This is a genomic window from Mesorhizobium zhangyense, from assembly GCF_011045115.1.
In the GTDB taxonomy this organism is placed as follows: domain Bacteria; phylum Pseudomonadota; class Alphaproteobacteria; order Rhizobiales; family Rhizobiaceae; genus Mesorhizobium_M; species Mesorhizobium_M zhangyense.
Genome location: NZ_JAAKZG010000005.1, coordinates 432,544 through 455,291, shown reverse-complemented (window position 1 = coordinate 455,291; position 22,748 = coordinate 432,544). Strand labels below are relative to the sequence as shown.

At 61.5% G+C, this 22,748-nt stretch carries 19 protein-coding genes; 8 read left to right on the top strand and 11 right to left on the bottom strand.

Features of this window, described 5'->3' with window-relative positions:
* The first annotated feature begins 220 nt into the window (after positions 1 to 220).
* The 4 genes from G6N74_RS15065 (at position 221) to G6N74_RS15050 (ending at position 2,953) form a co-directional block, all read left to right on the top strand.
* On the top strand, positions 221 to 1,015 hold the full coding sequence (locus tag G6N74_RS15065; protein WP_165118672.1) for a response regulator: 795 nt from the start codon (positions 221 to 223) through the stop codon (positions 1,013 to 1,015).
* 126 nt (positions 1,016 to 1,141) lie between these two features.
* Complete coding sequence (locus G6N74_RS15060; RefSeq protein WP_018429836.1) at positions 1,142 to 1,306, top strand: DUF1328 domain-containing protein; 165 nt, start codon at positions 1,142 to 1,144, stop codon at positions 1,304 to 1,306.
* Between the two features lie 182 nt (positions 1,307 to 1,488).
* Complete coding sequence (locus tag G6N74_RS15055; RefSeq protein WP_376767716.1) at positions 1,489 to 2,544, top strand: sensor histidine kinase; 1,056 nt, start codon at positions 1,489 to 1,491, stop codon at positions 2,542 to 2,544.
* An 82-nt stretch (positions 2,545 to 2,626) separates the two neighbouring features.
* Positions 2,627 to 2,953 carry a hypothetical protein gene (locus G6N74_RS15050; RefSeq protein WP_165118668.1) on the top strand — a complete coding sequence of 109 codons (327 nt, stop codon included), beginning with the start codon at positions 2,627 to 2,629 and terminating at the stop codon, positions 2,951 to 2,953.
* 34 nt (positions 2,954 to 2,987) lie between these two features.
* Here G6N74_RS15050 and G6N74_RS15045 read toward each other — a convergent pair whose 3' ends face one another.
* The 4 genes from G6N74_RS15045 to xylF all read right to left on the bottom strand — a co-directional run bounded on the left by G6N74_RS15045 (position 2,988) and on the right by xylF (position 8,104).
* On the bottom strand, positions 2,988 to 4,652 hold the full coding sequence (locus G6N74_RS15045; protein WP_165118666.1) for a CHASE domain-containing protein: 1,665 nt from the start codon (positions 4,650 to 4,652) through the stop codon (positions 2,988 to 2,990).
* 84 nt (positions 4,653 to 4,736) lie between these two features.
* Positions 4,737 to 5,525, bottom strand: coding sequence for an ATP-binding cassette domain-containing protein (locus G6N74_RS15040; protein WP_165118664.1), 789 nt, complete (start codon positions 5,523 to 5,525; stop codon positions 4,737 to 4,739).
* A 22-nt stretch (positions 5,526 to 5,547) separates the two neighbouring features.
* Positions 5,548 to 6,867, bottom strand: a complete 1,320-nt coding sequence (locus G6N74_RS15035; protein ID WP_165118662.1) for a sugar ABC transporter permease — start codon at positions 6,865 to 6,867, stop codon at positions 5,548 to 5,550.
* Between the two features lie 193 nt (positions 6,868 to 7,060).
* Positions 7,061 to 8,104, bottom strand: coding sequence for a D-xylose ABC transporter substrate-binding protein (gene xylF, locus G6N74_RS15030; protein ID WP_165118660.1), 1,044 nt, complete (start codon positions 8,102 to 8,104; stop codon positions 7,061 to 7,063).
* A gap of 286 nt (positions 8,105 to 8,390) precedes the next feature.
* On the opposite strand from xylF, the gene G6N74_RS15025 reads away from it, so the two are divergent.
* A complete protein-coding gene (locus G6N74_RS15025) occupies positions 8,391 to 9,632 on the top strand; it encodes an ROK family protein (protein WP_165118658.1) in 1,242 nt (413 codons plus the stop codon).
* 3 nt (positions 9,633 to 9,635) lie between these two features.
* Here the strand turns inward: G6N74_RS15025 and phoB are convergent, their stop codons facing one another.
* From phoB to G6N74_RS14990, 7 genes are all read right to left on the bottom strand, one after another.
* Complete coding sequence (phoB, locus tag G6N74_RS15020; protein WP_091909675.1) at positions 9,636 to 10,325, bottom strand: phosphate regulon transcriptional regulator PhoB; 690 nt, start codon at positions 10,323 to 10,325, stop codon at positions 9,636 to 9,638.
* A gap of 122 nt (positions 10,326 to 10,447) precedes the next feature.
* Positions 10,448 to 11,155, bottom strand: a complete 708-nt coding sequence (gene phoU / locus G6N74_RS15015; protein ID WP_165118656.1) for a phosphate signaling complex protein PhoU — start codon at positions 11,153 to 11,155, stop codon at positions 10,448 to 10,450.
* Positions 11,156 to 11,188: 33 nt separating this feature from the next.
* Positions 11,189 to 12,013, bottom strand: coding sequence for a phosphate ABC transporter ATP-binding protein PstB (gene pstB, locus G6N74_RS15010; RefSeq protein WP_165118654.1), 825 nt, complete (start codon positions 12,011 to 12,013; stop codon positions 11,189 to 11,191).
* A 14-nt stretch (positions 12,014 to 12,027) separates the two neighbouring features.
* Entirely contained in the window at positions 12,028 to 13,344 is a 1,317-nt protein-coding gene (gene pstA, locus G6N74_RS15005; RefSeq protein ID WP_165118652.1) for a phosphate ABC transporter permease PstA, read from the bottom strand.
* Positions 13,341 to 14,807: a phosphate ABC transporter permease subunit PstC gene (gene pstC / locus G6N74_RS15000; protein ID WP_165118650.1), complete on the bottom strand. Its 1,467-nt coding sequence runs from the start codon at positions 14,805 to 14,807 to the stop codon at positions 13,341 to 13,343. Before pstC ends, pstA begins: the two co-directional genes overlap by 4 nt.
* Before the next feature lie 66 nt (positions 14,808 to 14,873).
* Complete coding sequence (locus tag G6N74_RS14995; RefSeq protein WP_165118648.1) at positions 14,874 to 15,911, bottom strand: PstS family phosphate ABC transporter substrate-binding protein; 1,038 nt, start codon at positions 15,909 to 15,911, stop codon at positions 14,874 to 14,876.
* A gap of 244 nt (positions 15,912 to 16,155) precedes the next feature.
* Positions 16,156 to 19,422: a response regulator gene (locus tag G6N74_RS14990; RefSeq protein WP_165118646.1), complete on the bottom strand. Its 3,267-nt coding sequence runs from the start codon at positions 19,420 to 19,422 to the stop codon at positions 16,156 to 16,158.
* A gap of 173 nt (positions 19,423 to 19,595) precedes the next feature.
* On the opposite strand from G6N74_RS14990, the gene G6N74_RS14985 reads away from it, so the two are divergent.
* The 3 genes from G6N74_RS14985 (at position 19,596) to G6N74_RS14975 (ending at position 22,747) form a co-directional block, all read left to right on the top strand.
* Positions 19,596 to 19,841, top strand: coding sequence for a hypothetical protein (locus G6N74_RS14985; protein WP_165118644.1), 246 nt, complete (start codon positions 19,596 to 19,598; stop codon positions 19,839 to 19,841).
* Between the two features lie 161 nt (positions 19,842 to 20,002).
* Positions 20,003 to 21,055, top strand: coding sequence for a dipeptidase (locus tag G6N74_RS14980; RefSeq protein ID WP_165118642.1), 1,053 nt, complete (start codon positions 20,003 to 20,005; stop codon positions 21,053 to 21,055).
* A 51-nt stretch (positions 21,056 to 21,106) separates the two neighbouring features.
* Complete coding sequence (locus G6N74_RS14975; protein ID WP_165118640.1) at positions 21,107 to 22,747, top strand: ABC transporter substrate-binding protein; 1,641 nt, start codon at positions 21,107 to 21,109, stop codon at positions 22,745 to 22,747.
* Position 22,748 lies beyond the last annotated feature (1 nt).

Here is a 22,748-nt window from a genome sequence, read left to right as displayed (position 1 = left end):
CTATAATTTCGTCCTGTTTCTTGCCTTGCGTCTTCCGGTCACGCTGTAGAGAAAACAAGGCGAACGGCATCGGCATCTGGTTACCCAAATTCCCCCGGAAACGCCGCAGCCTGAAATTCGTTCCCCGTATGAGGGAACTTTTTCGTAAAAGTCTCGTTGAAGGGACTGGTCATTCAAACTAAGTCAATTTCGACCCATCAGTTGAGGGAAGCATCCTATCATGAGTCTATCTGCAACAATTGCCCCGCACTTGCCTTTTCTCCGGCGTTTTTCCCGTGCGGTTTCCGGATCGCAGCAGAGTGGAGATGCGCTGGTAGCGGCGGTTCTCGAGGCGATCATTGCCGATATAAGCATTTTCCCAGAGGCTTCCAACGATCGCATCGCGCTCTACAAGGTCTTCACCAAGCTGTTCACGTCGATTGCCATCCGCGTACCGCAGGAGGAAACCAACTCCGCGTGGGAACAGCGCGCCGCCGCCAACCTCACTGCCCTTTCGCCGCTGCCGCGTCAGGCCTTCCTGCTGGTCGCAGTCGAAGGCTTCACCAATGAGGAAAGCGCCGAGATCCTTGGCGTTACCGAGGAAAAGTTCGTCGAATTGCTGACCCAGGCCAGCAACGAGATTTCGCGGCAGGTGGCCACGGATATCCTTATCATCGAGGACGAGCCGCTGATCGCCATGGACATCGAGGAGATGGTCGAGAGCCTTGGCCATCGCGTCGTCGGCACCGCTCGCACACACTCTGAAGCAACGGCGATATTCAACAAGACGCGGCCGAAAATGGTGCTGGCTGATATCCAGCTGGCGGACGGCAGCTCAGGCATCGACGCCGTCAATGAAATCCTGACTACCGCCGCCGTGCCGGTCATCTTCATCACCGCCTTTCCCGAGCGCCTGCTGACAGGCGAGCGCCCGGAGCCGGCATTCCTCGTCACCAAGCCGTTCAATCCTGATATGGTCAAGGCGCTGATCAGCCAGGCGCTGTTCTTCGACCGGCAGGCGAAAGCGGCTGCATAGTCGTGACGCACGTTTAGGCGAAGAAGGTCGTCCCTGCGGCGGCCTTTTTCTTTGAGAATATCTTGTTTCGGGAACCAACAACGCGGAAGCGCGTTTTTCCAACATAGAAATTCAGGGAGTTAGATCATGCTTTACTGGGCCCTTGTATTCCTTGTCGTAGCCATCATTGCCGGCGCGCTCGGCTTTGGCGGTATTGCCGGCACTTCGGCCGGTATTGCACAGATTCTGTTCTTCATTTTCCTGGCGTTCCTCGTGATCTCGCTGATCGCGGGTCTTTTCCGCCGCGCATAGCGGTCTTCGCCGGAAATGACGGGATGCTGGAGACCGCACCCCTCAAACGGTTTCCAGATAGCCGCCGGGCAGCGCTTCCCAACAGGGCGCCGCTCGGCGGAACCTTTTTGGGAGCCAGATCCTTTCGGGAACTCACCGCAGATCGGGAACTCATAACAGATTGAACCGTTCAGCTTGACCTCATGTCGCATTGGACAATGAGCACGGCGGAAAGGCAGGCAAGCGTGGGGAAAGATGGGCAGAGGCCTACGTTACCGGGCGACGGTGCGAGAATTGGTCAAAGCCTGCTTCAAGTCCTGAAGAACACCGGCGTCTGCGTACTCTATCAGGATCGTCATCTTCGCTACCTCTGGGTCCATAACCTGCCCGAACCCTGGACCCCTGATACCGTTATCGGCCACAGCGACGACGAGATAATTCCCGGCCATCAGGCAGAAAGGATAATTTCCGCGAAAAGCCGGGTGCTCGAAACAGGAAACTCCGAAACTCTGGAATTCAGCCTTCCTCATGAGGCTGGCATGAGATGGTTCGATCTCTGGATCGATGCCGATAAAGGCGCAACCGGTGAAGGTGACGTGGTCGGCGTGATGACCACGGTCATCGAAACGACCGACCAGAAACGCCGCGAGCAGACCTTGAAGACCCTGCTTCGCGAACTCAGCCACCGTTCGAAGAATCTTCTCGCCATCATCCAGAGCATCGCCACACAGACCGGCCGCTACTCGGGCACGATCGACAGCTTTCTGTCGCGCTTTCGGGGCAGGCTGCAATCGCTGGCCTCCTCGCAGGATCTGATAACCTCGTCGAACTGGCGCGGTGCTGATCTGCGTGAGCTGGTCACCAGCCAGGTCGGGCGCTACAGCCCGGGAGCGTCCCGTTCGATCGTCTTCGAGGGCATAAATCCCTATCTGAACCCAAATGCAGCACTTCATATCGGTCTGGCGCTGCACGAGCTTGTGGTCAATTCCGTCAGCTACGGCGCGCTCGCCCGCAACGGCGGCTTCGTCACGGTGTCCGCCAAACCGGTCAACGGAGATAACGGCGACGTTGCGCTGTCCTTTTCCTGGACCGAAACGGTCGGTCCGGAAGCCAGGGATATGGGCGAGAAAAAGTTCGGCAGCGTGGCACTTGAGCGCGTCGTTCCCGCTTCCATGAACGGCACCGCGAACTTTGCGATCGAGGGCGACACGCTGGAATACCGACTCGAGATTCCCGCCGGCAGCTTCGAGATAGAGTAGAGCAACGGGCGCCTGTTCCTGACGAAACCGCTCTGGAACTTTAAGGGCACATGACTCGTTTACATGGCGAAAGGATCCAGCCATGGAACATATTGCTGCACTGCTGCTGATAATTGGATGCTCCGGCGATCTCAAGCAATGCACCGAAATGCCGGCGCCTGTCACCATTTTCGAAACCGCCGAGGAATGCCAGAGCGTTCTTCCGATGGCCTTGCGTGATGCCAAGGGCAAACATACGCGCACTTTCGCGACATGCGTTCCGGTCGATCCCGCCATGGAAGAGGAAGACGCCGAGTTGACCTGGGATGTCCTCCCTAGTGGCAAGCTGGTCGCCGAAATCGGCGCACCGAATGTCGTCGTCGCCTCGAACCCGGCGCGTTCCGACAAAAACTCCGTTCGCCAGCAGTAGGATCGCACGATCCTCGAAGGGGTGACTGCTGATGTCACTCCCTGGTCTTTGAAAGACCTTTCAGCGGGATATCGATCTGGACCAGAAGACCGTCGGCGCGATAATCGCGTTCGATGGTGCCGTAGAGTTCCCTGGTGATGTTCATGTCGATGAGCTTGGTGCCGAACCCTGTTCTTGTCGGCGGCGAGATCGCCTTGTTGCCGCTTTCCGTCCAGGTCAAGCCAAGGCGCCGTTCGCCGCCTTCTTCATGAACCCGCCATTTCACTTTCAATGCACCCACCGTGTTGCCAGCCTCGCCATATTTCAGCGCATTGGTGGCAAGCTCGTGGAATGTCAGGCCGAGCGCCTGCGTCGTGGTCTCGTTCAACAGGACGACCGGACCCGATAGCATGTCGTCGGGTAGATCCTTGCCGAAGACCTGCCCGAGTTCGATGCGCAGGAGTTCGCCGAGATCGGCCTTCTGCCAGCGAGAACGCGTCAGCATGTCCTGCGAGGCGGCCATCGCCTGCAGCCTCGCGGCAAAGGACGTGGAGAACTCGTTGACGTCGGTCGCGTGCGCCGCCGTCTGCCGCGCCATCGCCAGCACCCGCGTGATCGAGTTCTTGATGCGATGCTTCATTTCCTGAAGCATCAGATCCTTTTCCAGCAGGCTCTTTTCCGTCGTTTCATGCAGGCGCTCCGCGGCATTGTAGGCACGCTCCTGGTAACGCGCAACCATAGCGATGGCGCCGGCGAGCAGGAGCCCGAACAGGCCAAGCATGACGGGAATGGTAGGCGACGACGGCTCGGAAAACCCTTCCGTTGGACGGAAGCGCACCGTCCATGGCCGGCCGGCCAGAACGATGCTGCGCGTCACGCGAAAATCTTCGCTGTAGGCAGCGCCCGGCGGTGTCGGCGAGCGGTAGAACAAATTGTCGTCGCTGGCGTCGCCGTCGAAGACTTCGGCATGAACAGGCAATAGCGGTGCCGAGCCGAGCGCCGCCTCGAACAGGTCGCCGGTGCGAAACGCGACATACACCAGTCCCGAGACGGTCGGCTTGACGCCTCCCGTGGCGGTATCCGATCCATCTTCATCCACGCTTGCGAACACCAGAAACCCGGGCACCTTTTCTGCCGAACCGGTATTTTCGCCGAGAACGATCCGCGCAGTCGCCCGGGGAACCCCGCTGGTCATCGCCATTTCGATGGCAGCGCGCCGCGCTTCTTCCGTGAACATATCGTAGCCAAGGCTGGATATGTTGGCCTCACTCAACGGCTCGTAGAGCACTATCGGCGTCCGCCATTCCAGCTCCGATGGCGGGTAGATCGACCCTTCGGTGCCCCCGATCCTGCGGATGTCCTGCTCGAGCTGAGCTTCATCGCCACGCTTGGCAATCCCAAGAAACCCGATGCCCCTCAGGCCCTTGAAGTTGTTTTCAACGTCGAGCGCATCGAAGAATGCCTTGAACTCCGTTCGCCCGATCTCACGCCCCCGAACCTTGAAAAGGGCCTGCGTGGAACGCAACAGCGAGAGGTGGAGGTTGAGACGGCTTTCGATGCGGTTCATGGCATCGTCCACCGTCGCGGCGAACTTGAAACGCGCGGCTTCCTGGGACGAATGATAAGCAAAACCAGCCATCGCCAGGCTCGCAGCCGCGACGGCCAGAAAAACCGCGACAGAGAGAAATTTCTTCAAGGGCCGGGCCTGCGAATTGCTCATACCAGACCCTTATTAAAGGGTGCCGAGGGTAATGCAATGCACAGGCCCATGCGATGGATTGCGCGTGGCCTCAGCGCAACAGGTTCAGGCAGCGATGGCCATCGCTCCCGGTCCCGGGATTGCACCGGGAGGGCATTTGCCGAGGATGATCATGCCCAGAACCTCGTCCTTGGTGACGTCCTGGGTGCGTGCGGTGCCGACGACCTGCCCGTTCTTCATGACGCAGACGCGGTCGGCGAGATCGAACACGTCATGAATGTCGTGGCTGATCAGGAAGATGCCGATACCGTCGGCCTTGAGCTGCTTGACCAGTTCGCCGACCTGCGCGGTCTCCTGGGGGCCGAGGGCTGCCGTCGGCTCATCCATGATCAGGATGCGGGCGTTGAACAGTATGGCGCGCGCGATCGCCACCGACTGGCGCTGACCACCGGAAAGCTTGCTCACCGGCTCCTTGAAGCGCTGGAAGCGCGGATTGAGCCGTCCCATCACATTGCGCGCTTCTGCTTCCATGGCGACGTCGTCGAGCGTGCCCCAGGCCGTCCTGAGCTCGCGGCCAAGGAACAGATTGGCTGCGGCATCGACATTGTCGGCCAGCGCCAACGTCTGGTAGATCGTCTCGATGCCGTATTTCTTGGCATCGCGCGGGTTGCCTATGGAGACTTCCTCGCCATTGACGAAGATCGAGCCGCCGTCGCGCTTGTAGGCGCCCGACAGTATCTTGATGAGCGTCGACTTGCCGGCGCCGTTGTGGCCGAGCAGGGCAACGACCTCGCCGGCATGGAGATCGACCGACGCATCATCGACGGCGCGGATGCCGCCGAAGGCGATCGAGATGTTCTTCATGTCGACGAGCGGGGTGCTGGTCTGATCCATATGATTGCCTCCCGGTTTCTTCTTACTGGACGCGGCGGCGGTAGAGCGTGTCGAGCCAGACGGCCACGACCAGCACGAGGCCGACGACGATGTTCTGCAGTGGTGTGTCAACGCCAAGCAGCACCATGCCCGATTGCAGCGACTGCATCAGCAGGGCACCCAGCATGGCGCCGGCGACCGTGCCGACGCCGCCCGCCAGCGACGTGCCGCCGATGACGGCTGCCGCGATGACCAGGAGCTCGTCGAGCGTGCCCTGGGCATTTGTCGCGGCATTGAGGCGCGCGGTGGAAATCGCGGCACTGATGGCGGCGAGGAAACCCATGACCATGAAGATCTTCATGGTCACCCAGCGCGTGTTGATGCCGGCGAGTTCTGCAGCCTCGGGATTGCCGCCGATGGCGAAGACGTAGCGGCCAAAGCGCGTTCGCGTCGTGACGAAGGTCATGATGATGCCGGCGGCGATCGCCATCAGCACCGGAATGGCGATGCCATGGGCGATGAACAGACCGCCTTCGGGAATGGTTATGTTGTTGGCCTCAGCATATTTCTTCACCGTGCCTGCCGGCCACGGATAGGAATTCGCGACCCAGACGGCTCCGAGGATGACGGCGCAGGTAACGGTGCCAAGGAACACTTCGGCCCAGACCGGCCGCAGCGGGAACTTGAAGCGCTTGCGCTGGCGGCGGCCCGAAAGCAGCATCAGGATGACGGCAACACAGGCGACGAGCCCGATGACCCAGCTCCACGTCGCGCCGATCGCGCCCTCAGGGCCGCCGCCCATCAGGCGGAACGTCGCGTCCATGGGTGCGACCGTCTGGCCGCTGGTGACCCACCAGGCAGCACCGCGCCAGACGAGCAGGCCGCCGAGGGTAACGATGAAGGCCGGAATGCCGAGATAGGCGATGAGAAAGCCCTGGAAGGCGCCGATCACGACGCCGACGACAAGGCCGGCAGCAAGCGCGATCATCCAGATCGTGGGGTCGCCAAGCGAAAAGCCCATCACCCGCGGCAGGAACACCGTCTGGGTGACGCCCATGATCATGGCGACGAAGCCGAGCAGCGAGCCGACGGAGAGGTCGATGTTGCGCGTAACGATGACCAGCACCATGCCGGTGGCCATGACCGCGACCGACGAGGACTGCACCGAGAGGTTCCACAGATTGCGGGGCGTGAGAAACAGCCCGTTCGACAGGATATGGAAGCCGATCCAGATAACCAGAAGCGCGCCGACCATGCCGAGCATGCGGGTATCGATTTCGGTGGCCTTGAGAAACCGGGCAACTGCGCCGAGTTCGGATGCTCGAGCCCGATCCGCAGATTCGCTCGTTGTCACGTCCGTCATGACTTCCTCCCGCCGGCCGTTGCGGTCTTTCGCCGATAGCCGGGCTTCATCCTAGCGCATGCACCTGGAAAACCGGAACGATTTCCCGACCGAGATCACGCGTCGTTTCAAAAATTGGGCCTTCTTGCAAAAGCCCTTAAGAAAACGCCGCGGTTCTCTTCAAACCGCGGCGTCGCTATTCAAGCCGAATGGCTTAGTTGCAGGCCGGAACCGAACCTGCCTTCACGCCCTGACAGACGACTTCCTTGGAAACCCAGCCGGCGTCGATGACGACGTTCAGATTGTCCTTGGTCACCGGAACCGGCTTCAGGAACACTGAGGTCATCTCGACCTTGTTCGGGCCGCCGTCGAACTTCACAGCGTTCGCGATCTTGTCCATCGCGGTGCCGTCGGCGAGCTGCGAGGCGATCTCGGCTGCGGTCTTGCCGAGTTCGCGCGAGTCCTTCCACACCGAAACGGTCTGGGTGCCGAGCGCGATGCGGTTGAGCGCTGCATGATCGGCATCCTGTCCCGAAACCGGGACCGAGCCTGCCAGGCCCTGCGCGTCGAGAGCGGCAATCGCGCCGCCGGCAGTGCCGTCATTGGCAGCCACGACTGCATCGACCTTGTTGTCGTTGGCGGTCAGGAACTGCTCCATATTCTTCTGCGCGTTGGCGGGCAGCCAGCCATCGGTGTAGGCCTCGCCGACATTCTTGATCTTGCCGCTATCGATGGCGTCCTTGAGCACTTCCATGGCGCCTGCGAACAGGAAGTCCGCGTTCGGATCGGAGCCCGAGCCCTTGATGAACACGTAGTTGCCTTCCGGCTTGACGTCGAACACGCCCTTCGCCTGCATGCGCCCGACTTCCTTGTTGTCGAAGGTCAGGTAGAAGGCGTCCTTGTTTTCGATCAGGCGGTCATAGCCGACGACCGGAATGCCTTCGGCAACGGCCTTTTCGACGGCCGGTCCGATGGCGCTCGAATCCTGCGCCAAGATGATGAGCGCGTTGGCGCCCTGGCTGATCAGGCTTTCGACGTCGGTGAGCTGCTTGGCGGCCGACGACTGCGCGTCAGCGGAGATGTATTTGTCGCCCGACGCTTCGAGAGCGGCCTTGATGGCCGCTTCGTCGGTCTTCCAGCGCTCTTCCTGGAAATTCGACCAGGACACGCCAACGATCTTGTCCTTCGCATGCGCGACAGCGCCCAGCGACATGGACAGCGCAACACCCGCCAGCATGGCGGTTGCAAACTTCTTCATGATTTCCTCCCTGGCGCCAAGACAGCGCAACGATACTTTGGCCTTCGGGCCTACCCAGAAGCTCTTTTTTTCGAGCCTCGAAAAAAAGAATGACGCATGCGCAGAGTTCTGTCAATATCCTTGTGCCGCTGTTGACGGGCCTGCCCTGTGAAGGGATGGTTCACGATGGTTGCAAAGGCTAGGATCCCTTGTCCGAACAGCCTTCGGAAGGATCACGGTCCAACAACAAGGCAGGGGCCGTTCCGCTTCAGCGGAATGAACAGGCTCCCGGGAGGAATACGAAAACATGTCGGTCGCGATCCGTCACGACGATCTGCGCAAGCGCAACCGCGCCATGGTCATTGCCGCCGTGCGCCAGGCGCAACAGCCGTCGCGTACCGAGATCGCCGGTTCGACCGGGCTCAGCCACTCGACCATCTCCGCAATCTCGTCGGACCTTATCGCCGAGGGGATTCTGCTGGAAGCCAAGGGGCCCGAGGCGTCGTCACAAAAGCGCGGGCGGCCACAGGTGGCGCTGGAACTGAACCCCGATGCCGCCGAAATCGTCACCGTCGTCCTTTCCCTGAACTTCCTTTCGGTCGCGATCGTCGACTATTCCGGCAAGGTCGTGTCCGAGGAAGAGCGCAAGCTCGAAACGCTGACCATGTCGCGCGACGGCTTGATCGGCGAATGCGTGGCCATGGTGTGCCGGCAGATCGCGTTGCGCAAATCGGCCGGCCGGCGCGTGATGCGCATCGGCATGGCCGTGCAGGGCATCACCGATTCCACGTCCCGAGCCATGCTGTGGACGCCGATCACGGCGCATACCCACATTGCGTTCGCCGACATCATCGAGGAAGCGACCGGCATTCCCGTGACCGTCGAGAACGACTGCAACATGATTGCGGTGGCGCTGAGATGGCGCAAGCCCGAGCGCTACCACAACGACTTCATCGCCGTGCTGCTTTCCCACGGCATCGGCATGGGCATGGTGCTGAAGGGTGAACTCTTCACCGGTACGCAGTCCTCCGGCGGCGAGTTCGGCCATATGATCCACCGGCCCGACGGAGCGCTCTGCCGCTGCGGCCGTCGCGGCTGCGTCGAAGCCTATGCCGGCAACTACGCGATATGGCGCAAGGCGAAGCAGGCAAGCGAAGATGAAGCGCCGCTTGCCGATATCAGCGATGGCGATATGCGCATGCTGGCCGATGTTGCGCGCGCCGGGCCTGGCCCAGAGCGTGAAGCATTCCGCAAAGCCGGCGAAGCGATCGGCTTCGGCCTTGGCAGCCTGTTCGCGCTGATCGATCCCGCTCCGGTCGCCGTCGTCGGCATCGGCGCGACCGCATTCGACCTGATCGAGCCGGCGCTGCGCGAAGCGATCGACAAGACCGCCGGCGGCCAGCACAACAAGGCGATTTCTTTCGACATCGAGCCGAACGAGCTTCCGCTCATTCGGGAAGGTTGCACCATGCAGGCGCTGACCTTCGTCGACCAGGAGATTTTTGCGCCGGGCGCAAGCCCGGCGGCAGCAGGCAGGAACGTAGCCTGAAAATCAGTCCTCGCGGATGGCGTAGCCTGAGCCGCGAATGGTGCGGATGACATCGGGCATGCGGCCCGTGTTGACGGCCTTGCGCAGGCGGCCGACATGCACGTCCACGGTGCGCTCGTCGATATAGATCGTCTCGCCCCAGACATTGTCGAGAAGCTGGCTGCGCGAGAAGACGCGGCCGGGATGGCGCATCATGAATTCGAGCAGGCGGAATTCCGTCGGCCCGAGCTTGATCTCGCTCTTCTTGCGATAGACGCGGTGCGCCTCGCGGTCGAGCACGATATCGCCGACCTTGAGCACGCTGGAAAGCACTTCCGGCTTGGCGCGGCGCAGCAGTGCGCGCACCCGCGCCATGAATTCCGGCGTCGAGAACGGCTTGACCAGATAGTCGTCGGCGCCGGTGGAAAGGCCGCGCACGCGGTCGCTTTCCTCGCCACGCGCCGTCAGCATGATGATCGGCAGGCGCTCGGTTTCGGGACGCATTCTCAGCCGGCGGCAAAGCTCGATGCCGGAAACGGCCGGCAGCATCCAGTCGAGCACCAGAAGATCGGGCACGTTTTCCTGAAGCCTGATTTCGGCCTCGTCGCCGCGCGGCACGATCTCGACCTGATAGCCTTCCGATTCAAGATTATAGCGAAGCAGCACGCCCAGCGGCTCTTCGTCTTCCACCACCATAACTTTGGGTGCGATCATAAATTTGCCGTCCTGTTAACGCGATCCGGTTCGAGCCCCCTCGCCTTTCGCATGGTTCCGGCGCGTCTTCTTCCCGCCGGCGGAACAAGCTTACCCTTTTAAATCTCCGCAATCGACACGCCTCAGGCGGCCGGTGCGGTCATCGACGTCTCGTCCTGCTTCGGCCGATTGAGCGGAAGCTGCTTTCCGGTCATCACATAATAGGCGTTTTCGGCAATGTTGGTGACATGGTCGCCGATGCGCTCCAGATTCTTGGCGCAGAACAGAAGGTGCGTGCAAGCGGTAATGTTGCGCGGGTCTTCCATCATGTAGGTCAGGAGCTCGCGGAACACGGCGGTGTATTTGACATCGATCTTCTCGTCGGCGGCACGCAGCGCCTGCAACTCTTCAGGCCGGCGCGACACATAGTGGTCGACCACCTCCCGAACCTGATCCAGCACCATGCCCGACATCGCCTCGATAGAGTGGGCAAGGTCGCGCGGCGTGGCGCTCTGCCCGACTGCGCTGACGCGCTTGGCGATATTCTTGGCGAGATCGCCGATCCGCTCCAGATCACCGGCCATGCGGATGGCGCCGACAACCGCGCGCAGGTCCTGCGCCATCGGCTGGCGCTTGGCGATCAGCGTGATCGCGCGCTCGTCCAGCTCGCGCTGGCGCGCATCCATGATGGCGTCGTCAGAAACGACGCGCTGGCCGAGCGCATTGTCCGACTGGACCAGCGCCTGGATCGAGGCACTGACCATCGCACCGGCCAGGTCGCCCATGTCCCGGATGAGACGGTCGATATGTCCCAGATCTTCATCGAAAGAGGTGACGGTATGTTCGCCCATGATGCTGTCCTTGCAATCCGCGTCGTGTTCGCGTCAGCCGAAGCGGCCGGTGATGTAGTCCTGGGTTCGCTTGTCGTCGGGGTTGGTGAACATCTTGTCGGTCGCACCCTCCTCGACGAGATAGCCGAGATGGAACATCGCCGTGCGCTGCGAAACGCGCGCTGCCTGCTGCATCGAGTGGGTGACGATAACGATCGTGTAGTTCTGGCGCAGTTCGTCGATCAGTTCCTCGACCCTTGCGGTCGCGATCGGGTCGAGCGCCGAGCACGGCTCGTCCATCAGGATCACTTCCGGCGAAACCGCGATGGCGCGCGCGATGCACAGGCGCTGCTGCTGGCCGCCGGAAAGCCCGGTGCCGGGTTCGAGCAGACGGTCCTTGACCTCGTTGAACAGGCCAGCCTTCTTCAGGCTGGTCTCGACGACATGATCCATGTCGGATTTCTTCTTGGCCAGGCCATGGATGCGCGGTCCGTAGGCGACGTTCTCGTAGATCGACTTCGGGAACGGGTTCGGCTTCTGGAAGACCATGCCGACGCGGGCGCGCAGTTCGACCACGTCGATGTTCTTGTCGTAGATGTCTTCATTGTCGAGCGTGATCTTGCCGGTCACCCGCGCGCTGTCGATCGTGTCGTTCATGCGGTTGAGGCAGCGCAGGAAGGTCGACTTGCCGCAGCCCGAAGGGCCGATCAGCGCCGTCACCTGGTTTTCGCGCACGTCGAGATCGACATCGAACAGCGCCTGCTTCTCGCCGTAGAACACGCCGACCTTGTTGCCGCGCATCTTGATGATTTCGTTGGGTGTGCCGCTCATTTTATCGCTCACTGCGCTTTCGAGTGCTTTCTCGGTCATGATGTTCATAACATGGTCCCTTTCTACCAGCGCCGTTCGAAGCGGCGGCGCAGCACGATCGCGGTGATGTTCATCGCCATCAGGAAGATGAGCAGGATGATGATGGCGCCCGACATGCGCTCGACGAAGGCGCGCTCGGCCTCGTTGGCCCACATGTAGATCTGCACCGGCAAGGCCGTCGCCGGTTCGAAAGGCGTCGTCGGGTAGTTGGCAACGAAGGCGACCATGCCGATCAGCAGCAGCGGCGCCGTCTCGCCAAGCGCACGCGCCAGGCCGATGATGGTGCCGGTCAGGATGCCCGGGGCGGCCAGCGGCAGGATGTGCTGGAACACCATCTGCATCTTGGACGCGCCGAGGCCAAGGGCTGCCGAACGGATCGACGGCGGCACGGCGGCAAGGGCCGCGCGGGTGGCGATGATGATGGTTGGAAGCGTCATCAGGGTCAGCACGAGGCCGCCGACGAAGGCCGCCGAACGCGGCAGGCCGAGGAAGTTGATGAACACCGACAGGCCGAGCAGGCCGAAGACGATCGACGGCACCGCGGCGAGATTGTTGATGTTGACCTCGATCAGGTCGGTAAGCCGGCCCTTCTTGGCGAATTCCTCGAGATAGATCGAGGCGGCAACGCCGATCGGAAGGGCAAGCAGCAGCACGATCACCATCATGTAGAAAGAGCCGATAATCGCCACGCCCATGCCCGAGGTTTCAGGACGGCTGGAAGCGCCGAAGGTGAACAGGCCCGTGTTGAAACGCTCGGCCATCGAACCATCGGTGGTGAGTTGCTTCATCCAGATGACCTGCTGGTCGGAAACCTTGCGTCGCGCCTCGTCGACATTGAGGTCGATCTGGCCCTTGAAGGCCGAGTCAAGATTGGCGGCGGCGAGAATGTCGACGTTGCGGGTCGTGCCGATGACCGAGGGATCGGCGGCAACCACATCGCGAAGCTGCGTGCGGGCGCCATCCGACAGGAAGCCCTTGAGCTTGCGGATCGTCACCTTGTCGTCCGGATTGATCCCAAGCTTGGCGACCAGCGCGTTTTCGGCAAGCTTCGGATAATTCGCCGAAATCAGCACGCTCGGATCGGTGGCGCGCTTGTTGTCCGGATCGAGGATCTTCTCGTCGAAATTGATCGGCAGGGACACCGTCGTCTGCCAGAACGCCGTGTAGCCCTTCGACACGATCGAAAACAGCATGATCGCCAGGAAGATGAGGCCGACCGAGATCGCCAGCATGCCGTAGATGCGGAAGCGGCGTTCGGCGGCGTAGCGGCGCTTCAGCCCGATATCGCGGCGCGGACGGGGGACGGCGCCGGCAACTGTGTCCATGGAAATGTCGGTCATTCGTACTGTTCCCGGTACTTGCGCACGATGTAGAGGGCGAAGATGTTCATGATCAGCGTCAGGAAGAAGAGCGTGATACCCAGCGCGAAGGCGACGAGCGTCTGCGGCGAATTGAACTCGAGGTCGCCGGTGAGCTGATTGACGATCTTGACGGTGATGGTGGTCATCGCCTCGAACGGGTTGAGCGTCAGGTTGGCGGCGACACCCGCGGCAAGCACCACGATCATCGTTTCGCCGATGGCGCGCGAGGCGGTGAGCAGGATGGCGCCGACGATGCCCGGCAGCGCGGCAGGAAGAATGACCTTGCGGATCGTCTCCGAGCGCGTCGCACCAAGGCCGAGCGAGCCGTCACGCATGGCGCGCGGCACCGCGGTGATGATGTCGTCGGAAAGCGACGATACCACCGGGATAAGCATGACACCCATGACGAGGCCGGCGGTCAGAATACTCTGCGCCTGGATGAAGGAGGTTCCGCCGGCAAGGGCTGCACTGAGGTCGCGCAGGAAGGGTCCAAGCGTCACCAGCGCGAAAATACCGTAGACGATGGTCGGGATACCGGCGAGCAGTTCCAGCGCCGGCTTGACCACGGCACGAACCTTCGGCGAAGCGTATTCGGCCATGTAGACCGCAGACATCAGGCCGACCGGCACGGCAACCAGCATGGCGACCAGCGCGATGTAGAGTGTGCCGGCGAGAAGCGGGATCAGGCCGAACTGGCCGGCGGACTCGCCCGCACCGGCGGCAGCGAAGCGCGGGTCCCAGACAGTGCCGAAGAAGAAGCTGAAGAAGGGGACGCGCTCGAAGAAATTGATCGACTGGAACAGCATCGAAAGCACGATGCCGACCGTCGTCAGAATGGCGATGGTCGAGGCACCGAGCAGGCCCCAGAGAATGAGCCGTTCGACATTGTTGCGCGCACGCGCCCTGACTTTGATCTTAGAAAGGCCGAAGACGGCGCCAGCGACGGCAAGCGCGAGAACCAGGACGCCGCCGATCAGCTGCATCGTGTCCTGCGTGCGGTTGGCATCAACCGCGATCGGTATCATGTAGTCCTGCGTATCCGGCGCCAGCGCTACGCCGCGCGCCGCAAGCATGGGCTGCAGTTCGGTGAAGGTAGCCGGCAAATTATTGGCCGCTTCCGGCTCAAGCTTGCGCAGGCCGTTGGCGAGGCTCTTGGTCAGGCTGGCGGCCAATGTGCGGCTGGCAATGGCGCTTTCGGCGGTCTGTGCCGGCAACTGCCCATTGATATGGCTGTTGAGATAGACGCTGGAGCCGATGCTCCAGATGGCCAGCAGGAGAAGTGCTGGCAGCGTGGCGAGCAGGAAGGCCCACCAGCCATGATAGTGAGCGCGGGAGTGTGGCTTGACCTTGCCATTGTCGTGGGCGGCGGCACGCTGTCGTCCGATGAAAAAGGCGACGGCGCCTATGACGAAGACGAGCGCGAAGACGAGCATCAAGGACATGGACTACTCCGGGATGGCAGGCATTTCGGGGCACGGGATGATCCCACGCCCCGAAATATCGTCTGATTACATGGTCTTGCCGGCGTTGAAGGCTTCGCGCTGTTCCTTGCGCTCGCCCTCCGGAGCCGCAACCAGGCCGTAATCGGCCAGCGGGCTCTCAGGGCCGACCATCTGGTCGTCGAGGAAGAAGTCTACATATTCCTTGAGGCCGGGAACGACGCCGAGGTGAGCCTTCTTCACGTAGAAGTACAGCGGACGCGACACCGGATATTCGCCCTTGGCGATGGTCTCGGTCGAAGGAACGATGCCCTCGACGGTCGCGACCTTCAGCTTGTCGGCGTTGTTTTCGTAGAAGGAGAGGCCGAACACGCCAACGCCGGTCTTGTTGGAAGCGATGCGGGCAAGCGTCTCGGTGTAATCGCCGTCGATGTCGACAGCCTTACCGTCCTTGCGCACGGCCACGCAGGTCTTGGCGGCAGCCTTGTCATCCTGGCCGGCGGCCTTGATGGCTTCGAGCGCGCCCGAGGACTTGCAGCCTTCGGCAAGGAGCTTTTCTTCGAACACTTCGCGAGTGCCGTGCTTTTCGCCCGGGATGTAGGCAGCGATGTCCCAGTCGGGCAGGTTCGGATTGACCTGGTTCCACTTGGTGTTCGGGTTGTTGACGAGCTTGCCGTCGACGACGATCTGGGCAGCAAGCGCCTTGTAGACGTCTTCCGGCACCAGCGCCCAATCCGGGCCGTTCAGGTCGGTGGCGAACACGATGCCGTCATAGCCGATCTTGACTTCCTGGATGTCCTTGACGCCGGCGTCAACGCAGGACTTCACTTCGTCGTCCTTGATCTTGCGCGAGGAATTGGCGATGTCGATGGTGTTCTCGCCGACGCCCTTGCAGAATTCCTTGATGCCGGCGCCGCTGCCGCCGGACTCGACCACTGGGGTCTTGAAGTTGGTGAAGGTCTCGCCGAAGTTCTCGGCAACGATCTTTGCATAGGGCAGAACGGTCGAGGAGCCAGCGACCTGGATCTGGTCGCGGGCTGCTGCGTAGCCGGCGGAAGCGGCAAGCGCGATCGCTGCGGCCGACGCCGTAAGAAAGAATTTGGTCATTGGGGCCTAACTCCTGTCGGGGAATTTTCTTCGACGCGTTTCTTTGCGTCGGGAGAGGCATTAACGACCATTTGTAACAGTCAGATGACAGTTTCATGTCACCTCGGTAACGCCTGAAAACGGCGGTTCCGATGCCCGTCCGAATACGCGGACGCGTTGCCTGAAAGAATCAAGCAGTTACGCGGCAAGCCATGCTCGCCGCGCCATGTGGAAACAAAGATCGCGCCCGCGGGAAAATAATGCCCTAGACCGCCTCGCGCTGATCCTGATCATCGAGCCATGCCCAGCGCTGGACCTTTTCGAGCAGGGCCTTGGGGCTGATCGGCTTGGCGAGATAGTCATCCATGCCGGCTTCGATGCAGCGATCGCGGTCGCCCTTCAGCGCGTGTGCCGTCACGCCGATGATCGGAATGCGCGTTCCGGACTGCGCCTCCAGCTCGCGGATTGCGGCGGTCGCCTCCAGCCCGTTCATCTCCGGCATGGAAACATCCATCAGGATCATGCGTGGCCGCATCTCGGTGAAAGCGGCCAGCGCCTTCCTGCCATTGCCGACGATCTCGAAGGTGAAGTCGGTTTCGCCCAGTATCTGGGTGAAGACGAGCTGGTTCACCTCATTGTCTTCGGCCACGAGGATATCGAGCCGGTGTTCGCCGGACTTGGCCGGACGGCTGCGCGTCCGCAGGCTCACGGCAGGTTGGGACACCGGCTTCATCGCCGCATCGGCAATGGCGCCGCGCCTTGGTTCGCCGGCAAAATAGGCGCTGCGCCGGCGCTGTATGGTCGAGACGAGCGCTTCGAGAAGCGTCGAGGAACGCGCCGGCTTGATCAGCTGCGCATCGATCGCCAGATCGCGGTAGCTGGCATTGACGAGCGACTGGTCGACCGATGTCAGCATGACGATCGGGGTGTTTGCAAGGCCGGGCGTGTTGCGCACGATGCGCGCCATTTCAGCGCCCGACATGTTCGGCATCTGATAGTCGAGAACCACGCAATCGACAGGAACGCCGAGGGTTGCAGCGGCGTGCAGCACTTTCAGGCCCTCCGCCCCACTCTGCGCAGCGCAGGCATCGAAGGTCCAGGACGCCATCTGCTCGATCAGGATCGCGCGATTGACCGCATTGTCGTCGACGATGAGGATGCGCGCGCCGGTGACGTCGACCGGCGTCACCTTGCGGCCTTCCGGCCGTCCCGCATTCGGCAGGGACAGCGTGAACCAGAAGGTCGAGCCCTTGCCCTCGGTGCTTTCGACGCCGATGTCGCCGTCCATCAGGCCGACCAGCCGCGATGTGATCGCAAGACCGAGACCCGTTCCCTCGTGCCGTCTCGTCGACGAGGCATCGACCTGGCTGAATTTCTCGAACACCTGCTTCAGCTTGTCCGCCGGGATGCCGATACCCGTATCGGTCACCGCAATGCGCAGATTGGCGATGCCATCCACCGTCTCGCCGGTAACGTCGATCAGCACATGGCCGGAATCGGTGAACTTGACGGCGTTGCCGACCAGATTGGTGATGATCTGGCGAATGCGGCCAACGTCGCCGACGAAAAGATCGTAGAGATTGGGCGCAACGCGAACGATCAGCTCGAGGTCTTTTTCCTTGGCACGCGTCGACACCAGCGTGGCGACATCCTCGATGGCTTCGGCCAGATTGAACGGCGCGGGATCGAGCACCAGCTGCCCGGCATCGATCTTGGAGAAGTCGAGAATGTCGTTGATGATGGTCAGCAGCGCGTTGCCCGATTTCACGATGATGTCGGTGAACGTCTTCTGCTTCGGGTCGAGGTCGGACTTGGCCAGCAGCTCGGCCATGCCGAGCACGCCATTCATTGGCGTGCGGATCTCGTGGCTCATATTGGCGAGGAATTCGGACTTCGCACGGTCGGCCAGCACCGCCCGGCGCTGCGCCTCCTGAAGCTCCGCCTCGCGCTCCTTCAGCTCCGTCACGTCGGTGCTGGAGCCGATCAGATGCAACGAGCCATCGATGGAAACGAGCCGGCTTTTCTTGGCATAAAGCTGGCGCACGGTACCGTCGGCATGGGTCAACGTCTCCTCCGTCTCGTTCAGCTTGCCGCTGCGCAGCACGTCGAGATCGCGTTCGGCAAAGCCCTCGCCTTCCTCGCCGAAGAAATCGCGGTCGCTTCGCCCGATCGCCGCCTGCTGCGAGACCCCGGTGATTGTGCTCCAGGCCTTGTTGACGAATTCGAAGGTCAAATCGGCATTCTTGACATAGGTCGAGACCGGCAGTTCATCGAGAACGTGACGGAAGAGATCGATCTGGCGCATGCTGTCGCGCAGCGCCTTTTCACGTGTCTTCAGTTCCGTGATGTCGACGCGCACACCGATATAGGTGCCGTCATCCATGCGCATGTCGAACGCCTGATGCCACCGGCCATCCGGGTTGATGCGCTCATAGACCGCCTGCTTGATGTGATAGCGCCCCATATAGCGACGGACCCAGGTCTCCGGGTCGCTGTCGTAGAGCGCATCCAGTTCGGCATCGCCGCTTTGGCGGAAATAACCGGCACGATGGGCGATCTCCATCGCCTCGCGTAGCGTGCAACCAGGCACCCAGGCAGCCGCCATCGCCGGCAGCGAGGCTTGCAGCTTGCGGTTTGCCAGCACGAACTTGTCGTGGCGATCGTAGATGATGACGCCGGCAGGCAGCGATTCCAGAACATTGGCCAGCCGCCGTCGCGCTTCGTCGGCTTCGTTCTCGCGCGACTTGATATCCGTCACATCGAAAAGAAAGCCGGCAACGAAATTCTTGCCGCTGTCAAAGCTGACGCGGTTCTTGCGCACGATGCGCGACTTGGCCTTGCCGAGAAATTCGAAATTCTCCTCGACCTCGTAGGGCTGGCCGGTGAGCAGCACGAGGCGCTCGCTGTCCTCGAAGCCCTCGGCCTGTTCGGCGGCAAAGAAATCGCCGCCGACCTTTCCCAGCATGTCCTGCGGCTTCCTGCCGAACAGGGCCGAAAAGGCCTCGTTGACGAAGACGAAACGCAGGTCTGCGTCCTTGACGAAGATCGGGTCCTTGATGCCGTTGATGACGGCTTCGGAGAGGCGCGTCTTTTCCACCGTCTCGGCGAGCCGCTGTTCGCGCTCCTTCATCTCGCTGATGTCGTAATAGGAAACGAGACGCTTGCCGCCGGAAAGTGCCGTCACCGAATAGATCATGGTGCAGCCGTCAGCGCGCTTGAATTCGCGCGGGGCGACATCGCCGGCGCGGATTTCATTCAGCCGATAGGCGACGTAGCTTTCCCACTTCTCGTCGTTGACGTCGTAGATGCCGTTGTGACGGTTGAAGTCCATCACCGCCCGAAACGATGAACCGACGCCGATATCGTCGGGCGTCATCTTCCAGAGCTTGTAGAATTCCGTGTTGACGACCAGCGCGTTGAGGTCGGCATCGACAAGCACGACGCCCATCTTCATGGAATCGAGGACCCGCTCCAGGTCCGACGCCAATTCGCCCATTCCCGGCGAAACTCCCGCGCCTACGATATCCAGCATACTTACCCCACCGCGAATCCATCGCCGACCGCCCCCGCGGTCGTCCCGTCAGCGGACTGTGCCCGACAAGTTTTAACGATCGACTAACCTTAACCAGCCTTCACAGTGATGAACGACCCGATTGCCATTCGCGAATTCGGCCTTACCTTCATGCGGATATCAGGAGGAACAAAATGCCGAATCCCAAGCCCATCGCCACCGCCCCCAGGAACGGCAGCAAGGTCCGCGTCTTCTGGAAAGACGCCGACGGTCAGGAGAACGAATCCATAGCCCAGTATCGCTCGGCCGAGATGCTGAAGGCGCTCGGCGGCGAAGGCGACGAGACGGATGTCGGCTGGTGGGCGTTCACCGATTCCAGCACGCAGAAGAAGATCAACCCGCATTCATGGGCGTCCGCTACCGATGACGAAGAGGAGTAGCTCAGCTCTTTGCTTTGCCGTGCTTGTGCAAATATCGGCCGGCATTGACGCAACGGCAGTGAGACCAGCCGGCTTGTTTCGGTCGAGCCAGTAAAGGCGGCACGCCGATATCTCTTGATCTTGCCGAACCATTTGCATCATCAATGCAAAAAGGGTTGCCCATGCACGCAGTCTTCGACGGCCATAACGACGTTCTGCTTCGCCTCTGGCGGCATGAAAAGGATGGCGGCGACGCCGTCGCCGAGTTCGCCAAGGGCACGGCCAAAGGCCATATCGATCTGCCCCGCGCCCGTGCTGGCGGGCTCGCTGGCGGCCTGTGTGCGATCTACATTCCCTCTGGCCATCTGGTGCTGAAGGAACCGGGCGCCGACGGCAGCTATGAGACCCCGCTTTCCAAGCCGCTCGAGCGTGCTCCCTCCCTCGACATCGCACTGGAGATGGCGGCCGTCGCGCTGAAGCTGGAGCGCGCCGGCGCATGGCGTCTGTGCCGCTCCATGGCCGATATCGACAATGCGCTGGCCGACGAGGCTTTCGCCGCCGTGCTTCACATGGAAGGCTGCGAGGCTATCGGACCGGATCTTGCGGCACTGGAAGTGTTCTACGCCGCCGGCCTGCGCTCGCTCGGGCCGGTCTGGAGCCGCAACAATGTCTTCGGCCACGGCGTGCCCTTCGCTTATCCGATGAGCCCCGATACCGGCCCCGGCCTGACCGACGCAGGCTGCGAACTCGTGCGCGAATGCAATCGCCTCGGCATCATGATCGACCTGTCGCACATCACCGAAAAAGGTTTTTGGGACGTCGCCAAGCTGAGCGACCAGCCGCTGGTGGCAAGCCATTCCAACCCGCATGCGCTGGTGCCGGTCGCGCGCAATCTCACCGACAAACAGCTCGACGCCATCCGCGAAAGCAACGGGCTTGTCGGGCTGAATTTCGCCGTCACCATGCTGCGTGCAGATGGCCGCGAAAACGCCGATACGCCGATCTCCGACATGGTTCGCCATATCGACTACCTCGTCGACAAGCTCGGCATCGATGGCGTCGCCATCGGCTCGGATTTCGACGGCGCCCTGATCCCCAGGGAAATCGGCACCGCGGCGGGCCTTCAGAACCTCGTTGTAGCCTTGCAGGGTGCGGGCTATGGTGGCGCGGAACTGGCGAAACTATGCCGCGAAAACTGGTTCCGTGTCCTGCGCTCCGCCTGGCACGAGAACTGAAGCCGCCTAACAAAAACAATAACTTCTTCAACAAAACAGGGAACGAACAAGATGATGATGGGAAAAATGAACGCTCGCTTCCGCCCGCTGCTTGCCGGCGCGGCAATGTCGATGCTGGTCTTCTCCGCCGCTCCTTCATTCGCCGAAACGCCGGCCGACACGCTGGTGCTGGCCTGGGCCATCGACGACACCATCACGCTCGATCCGGGCGAGTCCTTCGAGATCAGCCCCGCGGAATTCATCGGCAATTCCTATGACATGCTTGTGCGCCTCGATATCGCCGACACCACCAAGGTCAAGGGCGGCATTGCCGAAAGCTGGACCGTTTCCGACGACGGCCTGACCTACACCTTCAAGCTCAAGCCCGGCCTCAAATTCGCCTCCGGCAACCCCATCACCGCCGAAGACGTCGCCTGGTCCTTCGAGCGCGTCGTCAAGATGGACAAGAGCCCGGCCTTCATCCTCACCCAGTTCGGCCTGACCGGCGAGAACGTGGCTGAAAAGGCCAAGGCTGCCGGCGAAAACACCTTCGTCTTCACCGTCGACAAGGCCTATGCCCCAAGCTTCGTACTCAACTGCCTCACCGCCACCGTGGGCGCAGTCGTCGACAAGAAGCTGGTGCTGGAACACGTCGCGCCGGTGACGCCGACCGACGACTACAAATTCGACAACGATTTCGGCAATGGCTGGCTCAAGACCGGCTTTGCCGGTTCCGGCCCGTTCAAGATCCGCGACTGGCGCGCCAACGAGCTGCTCGTTCTCGAGCGCAACGACAATTACTACGGCGACAAGCCGGCACTGGCCCGCATCATCTATCGCCATGTCAAGGAAAGCGCCACGCAACGCCTGATGCTGGAAACCGGCGATATCGACGTTGCCCGCAACCTCGAACCCGGCGATCTCGATGCCGTTTCCAAGAACGAAAAACTCGCCACCACCAGCGCGCCGAAGGGCACCGTCTATTACATCAGCCTGAACCAGAAGAACGAGACGCTGGCCAAGCCCGAAGTGCGCCAGGCCTTCAAATATCTGGTCGACTATGACGCGATCGGCTCGACGCTGATCAAGGGCATCGGCGAAATCCGCCAGACCTACCAGCCCAAGGGCGTGCTCGGTTCGCTCGACGAAGCACCCTTCAAGCTCGATGTCGCCAAGGCCAAGGAGCTTCTGGAAAAGGCCGGCCTGAAGGACGGCTTCTCCGTCACCATGGACGTGCGCAGCAGCCAGCCGGTGACAGGCATTGCCGAATCCATCCAGCAGACCGTCGGCCAGGCCGGCATCAAGCTGGAGATCATCCCCGGCGACGGCAAGCAGACGCTGACCAAATACCGCGCCCGCAACCACGACATCTATATCGGCCAGTGGGGCATGGATTACTGGGATCCGAACTCCAATGCGGAAACCTTCACCAGCAATCCCGACAACAAGGACGACGCCGCCACCAAGACGCTGGCCTGGCGCAATTCCTGGGATGTGCCGGAGCTGACGGCGCAGACCAAGGCGGCCCTTCTGGAACGCGACAACGCCAAACGCGCCGAGATGTACCAGAAGCTGCAGAAGGAATCGCTGGATACGAGCCCCTTCGTGATGATCTTCCAGCAGACGGAAGTCGCCGGCCTGCGCGGCAACGTCAAGAACTACAAGCTCGGACCGAGCTTCGACAGCAACTTCCTGGCACCGGTCACGAAGTAAT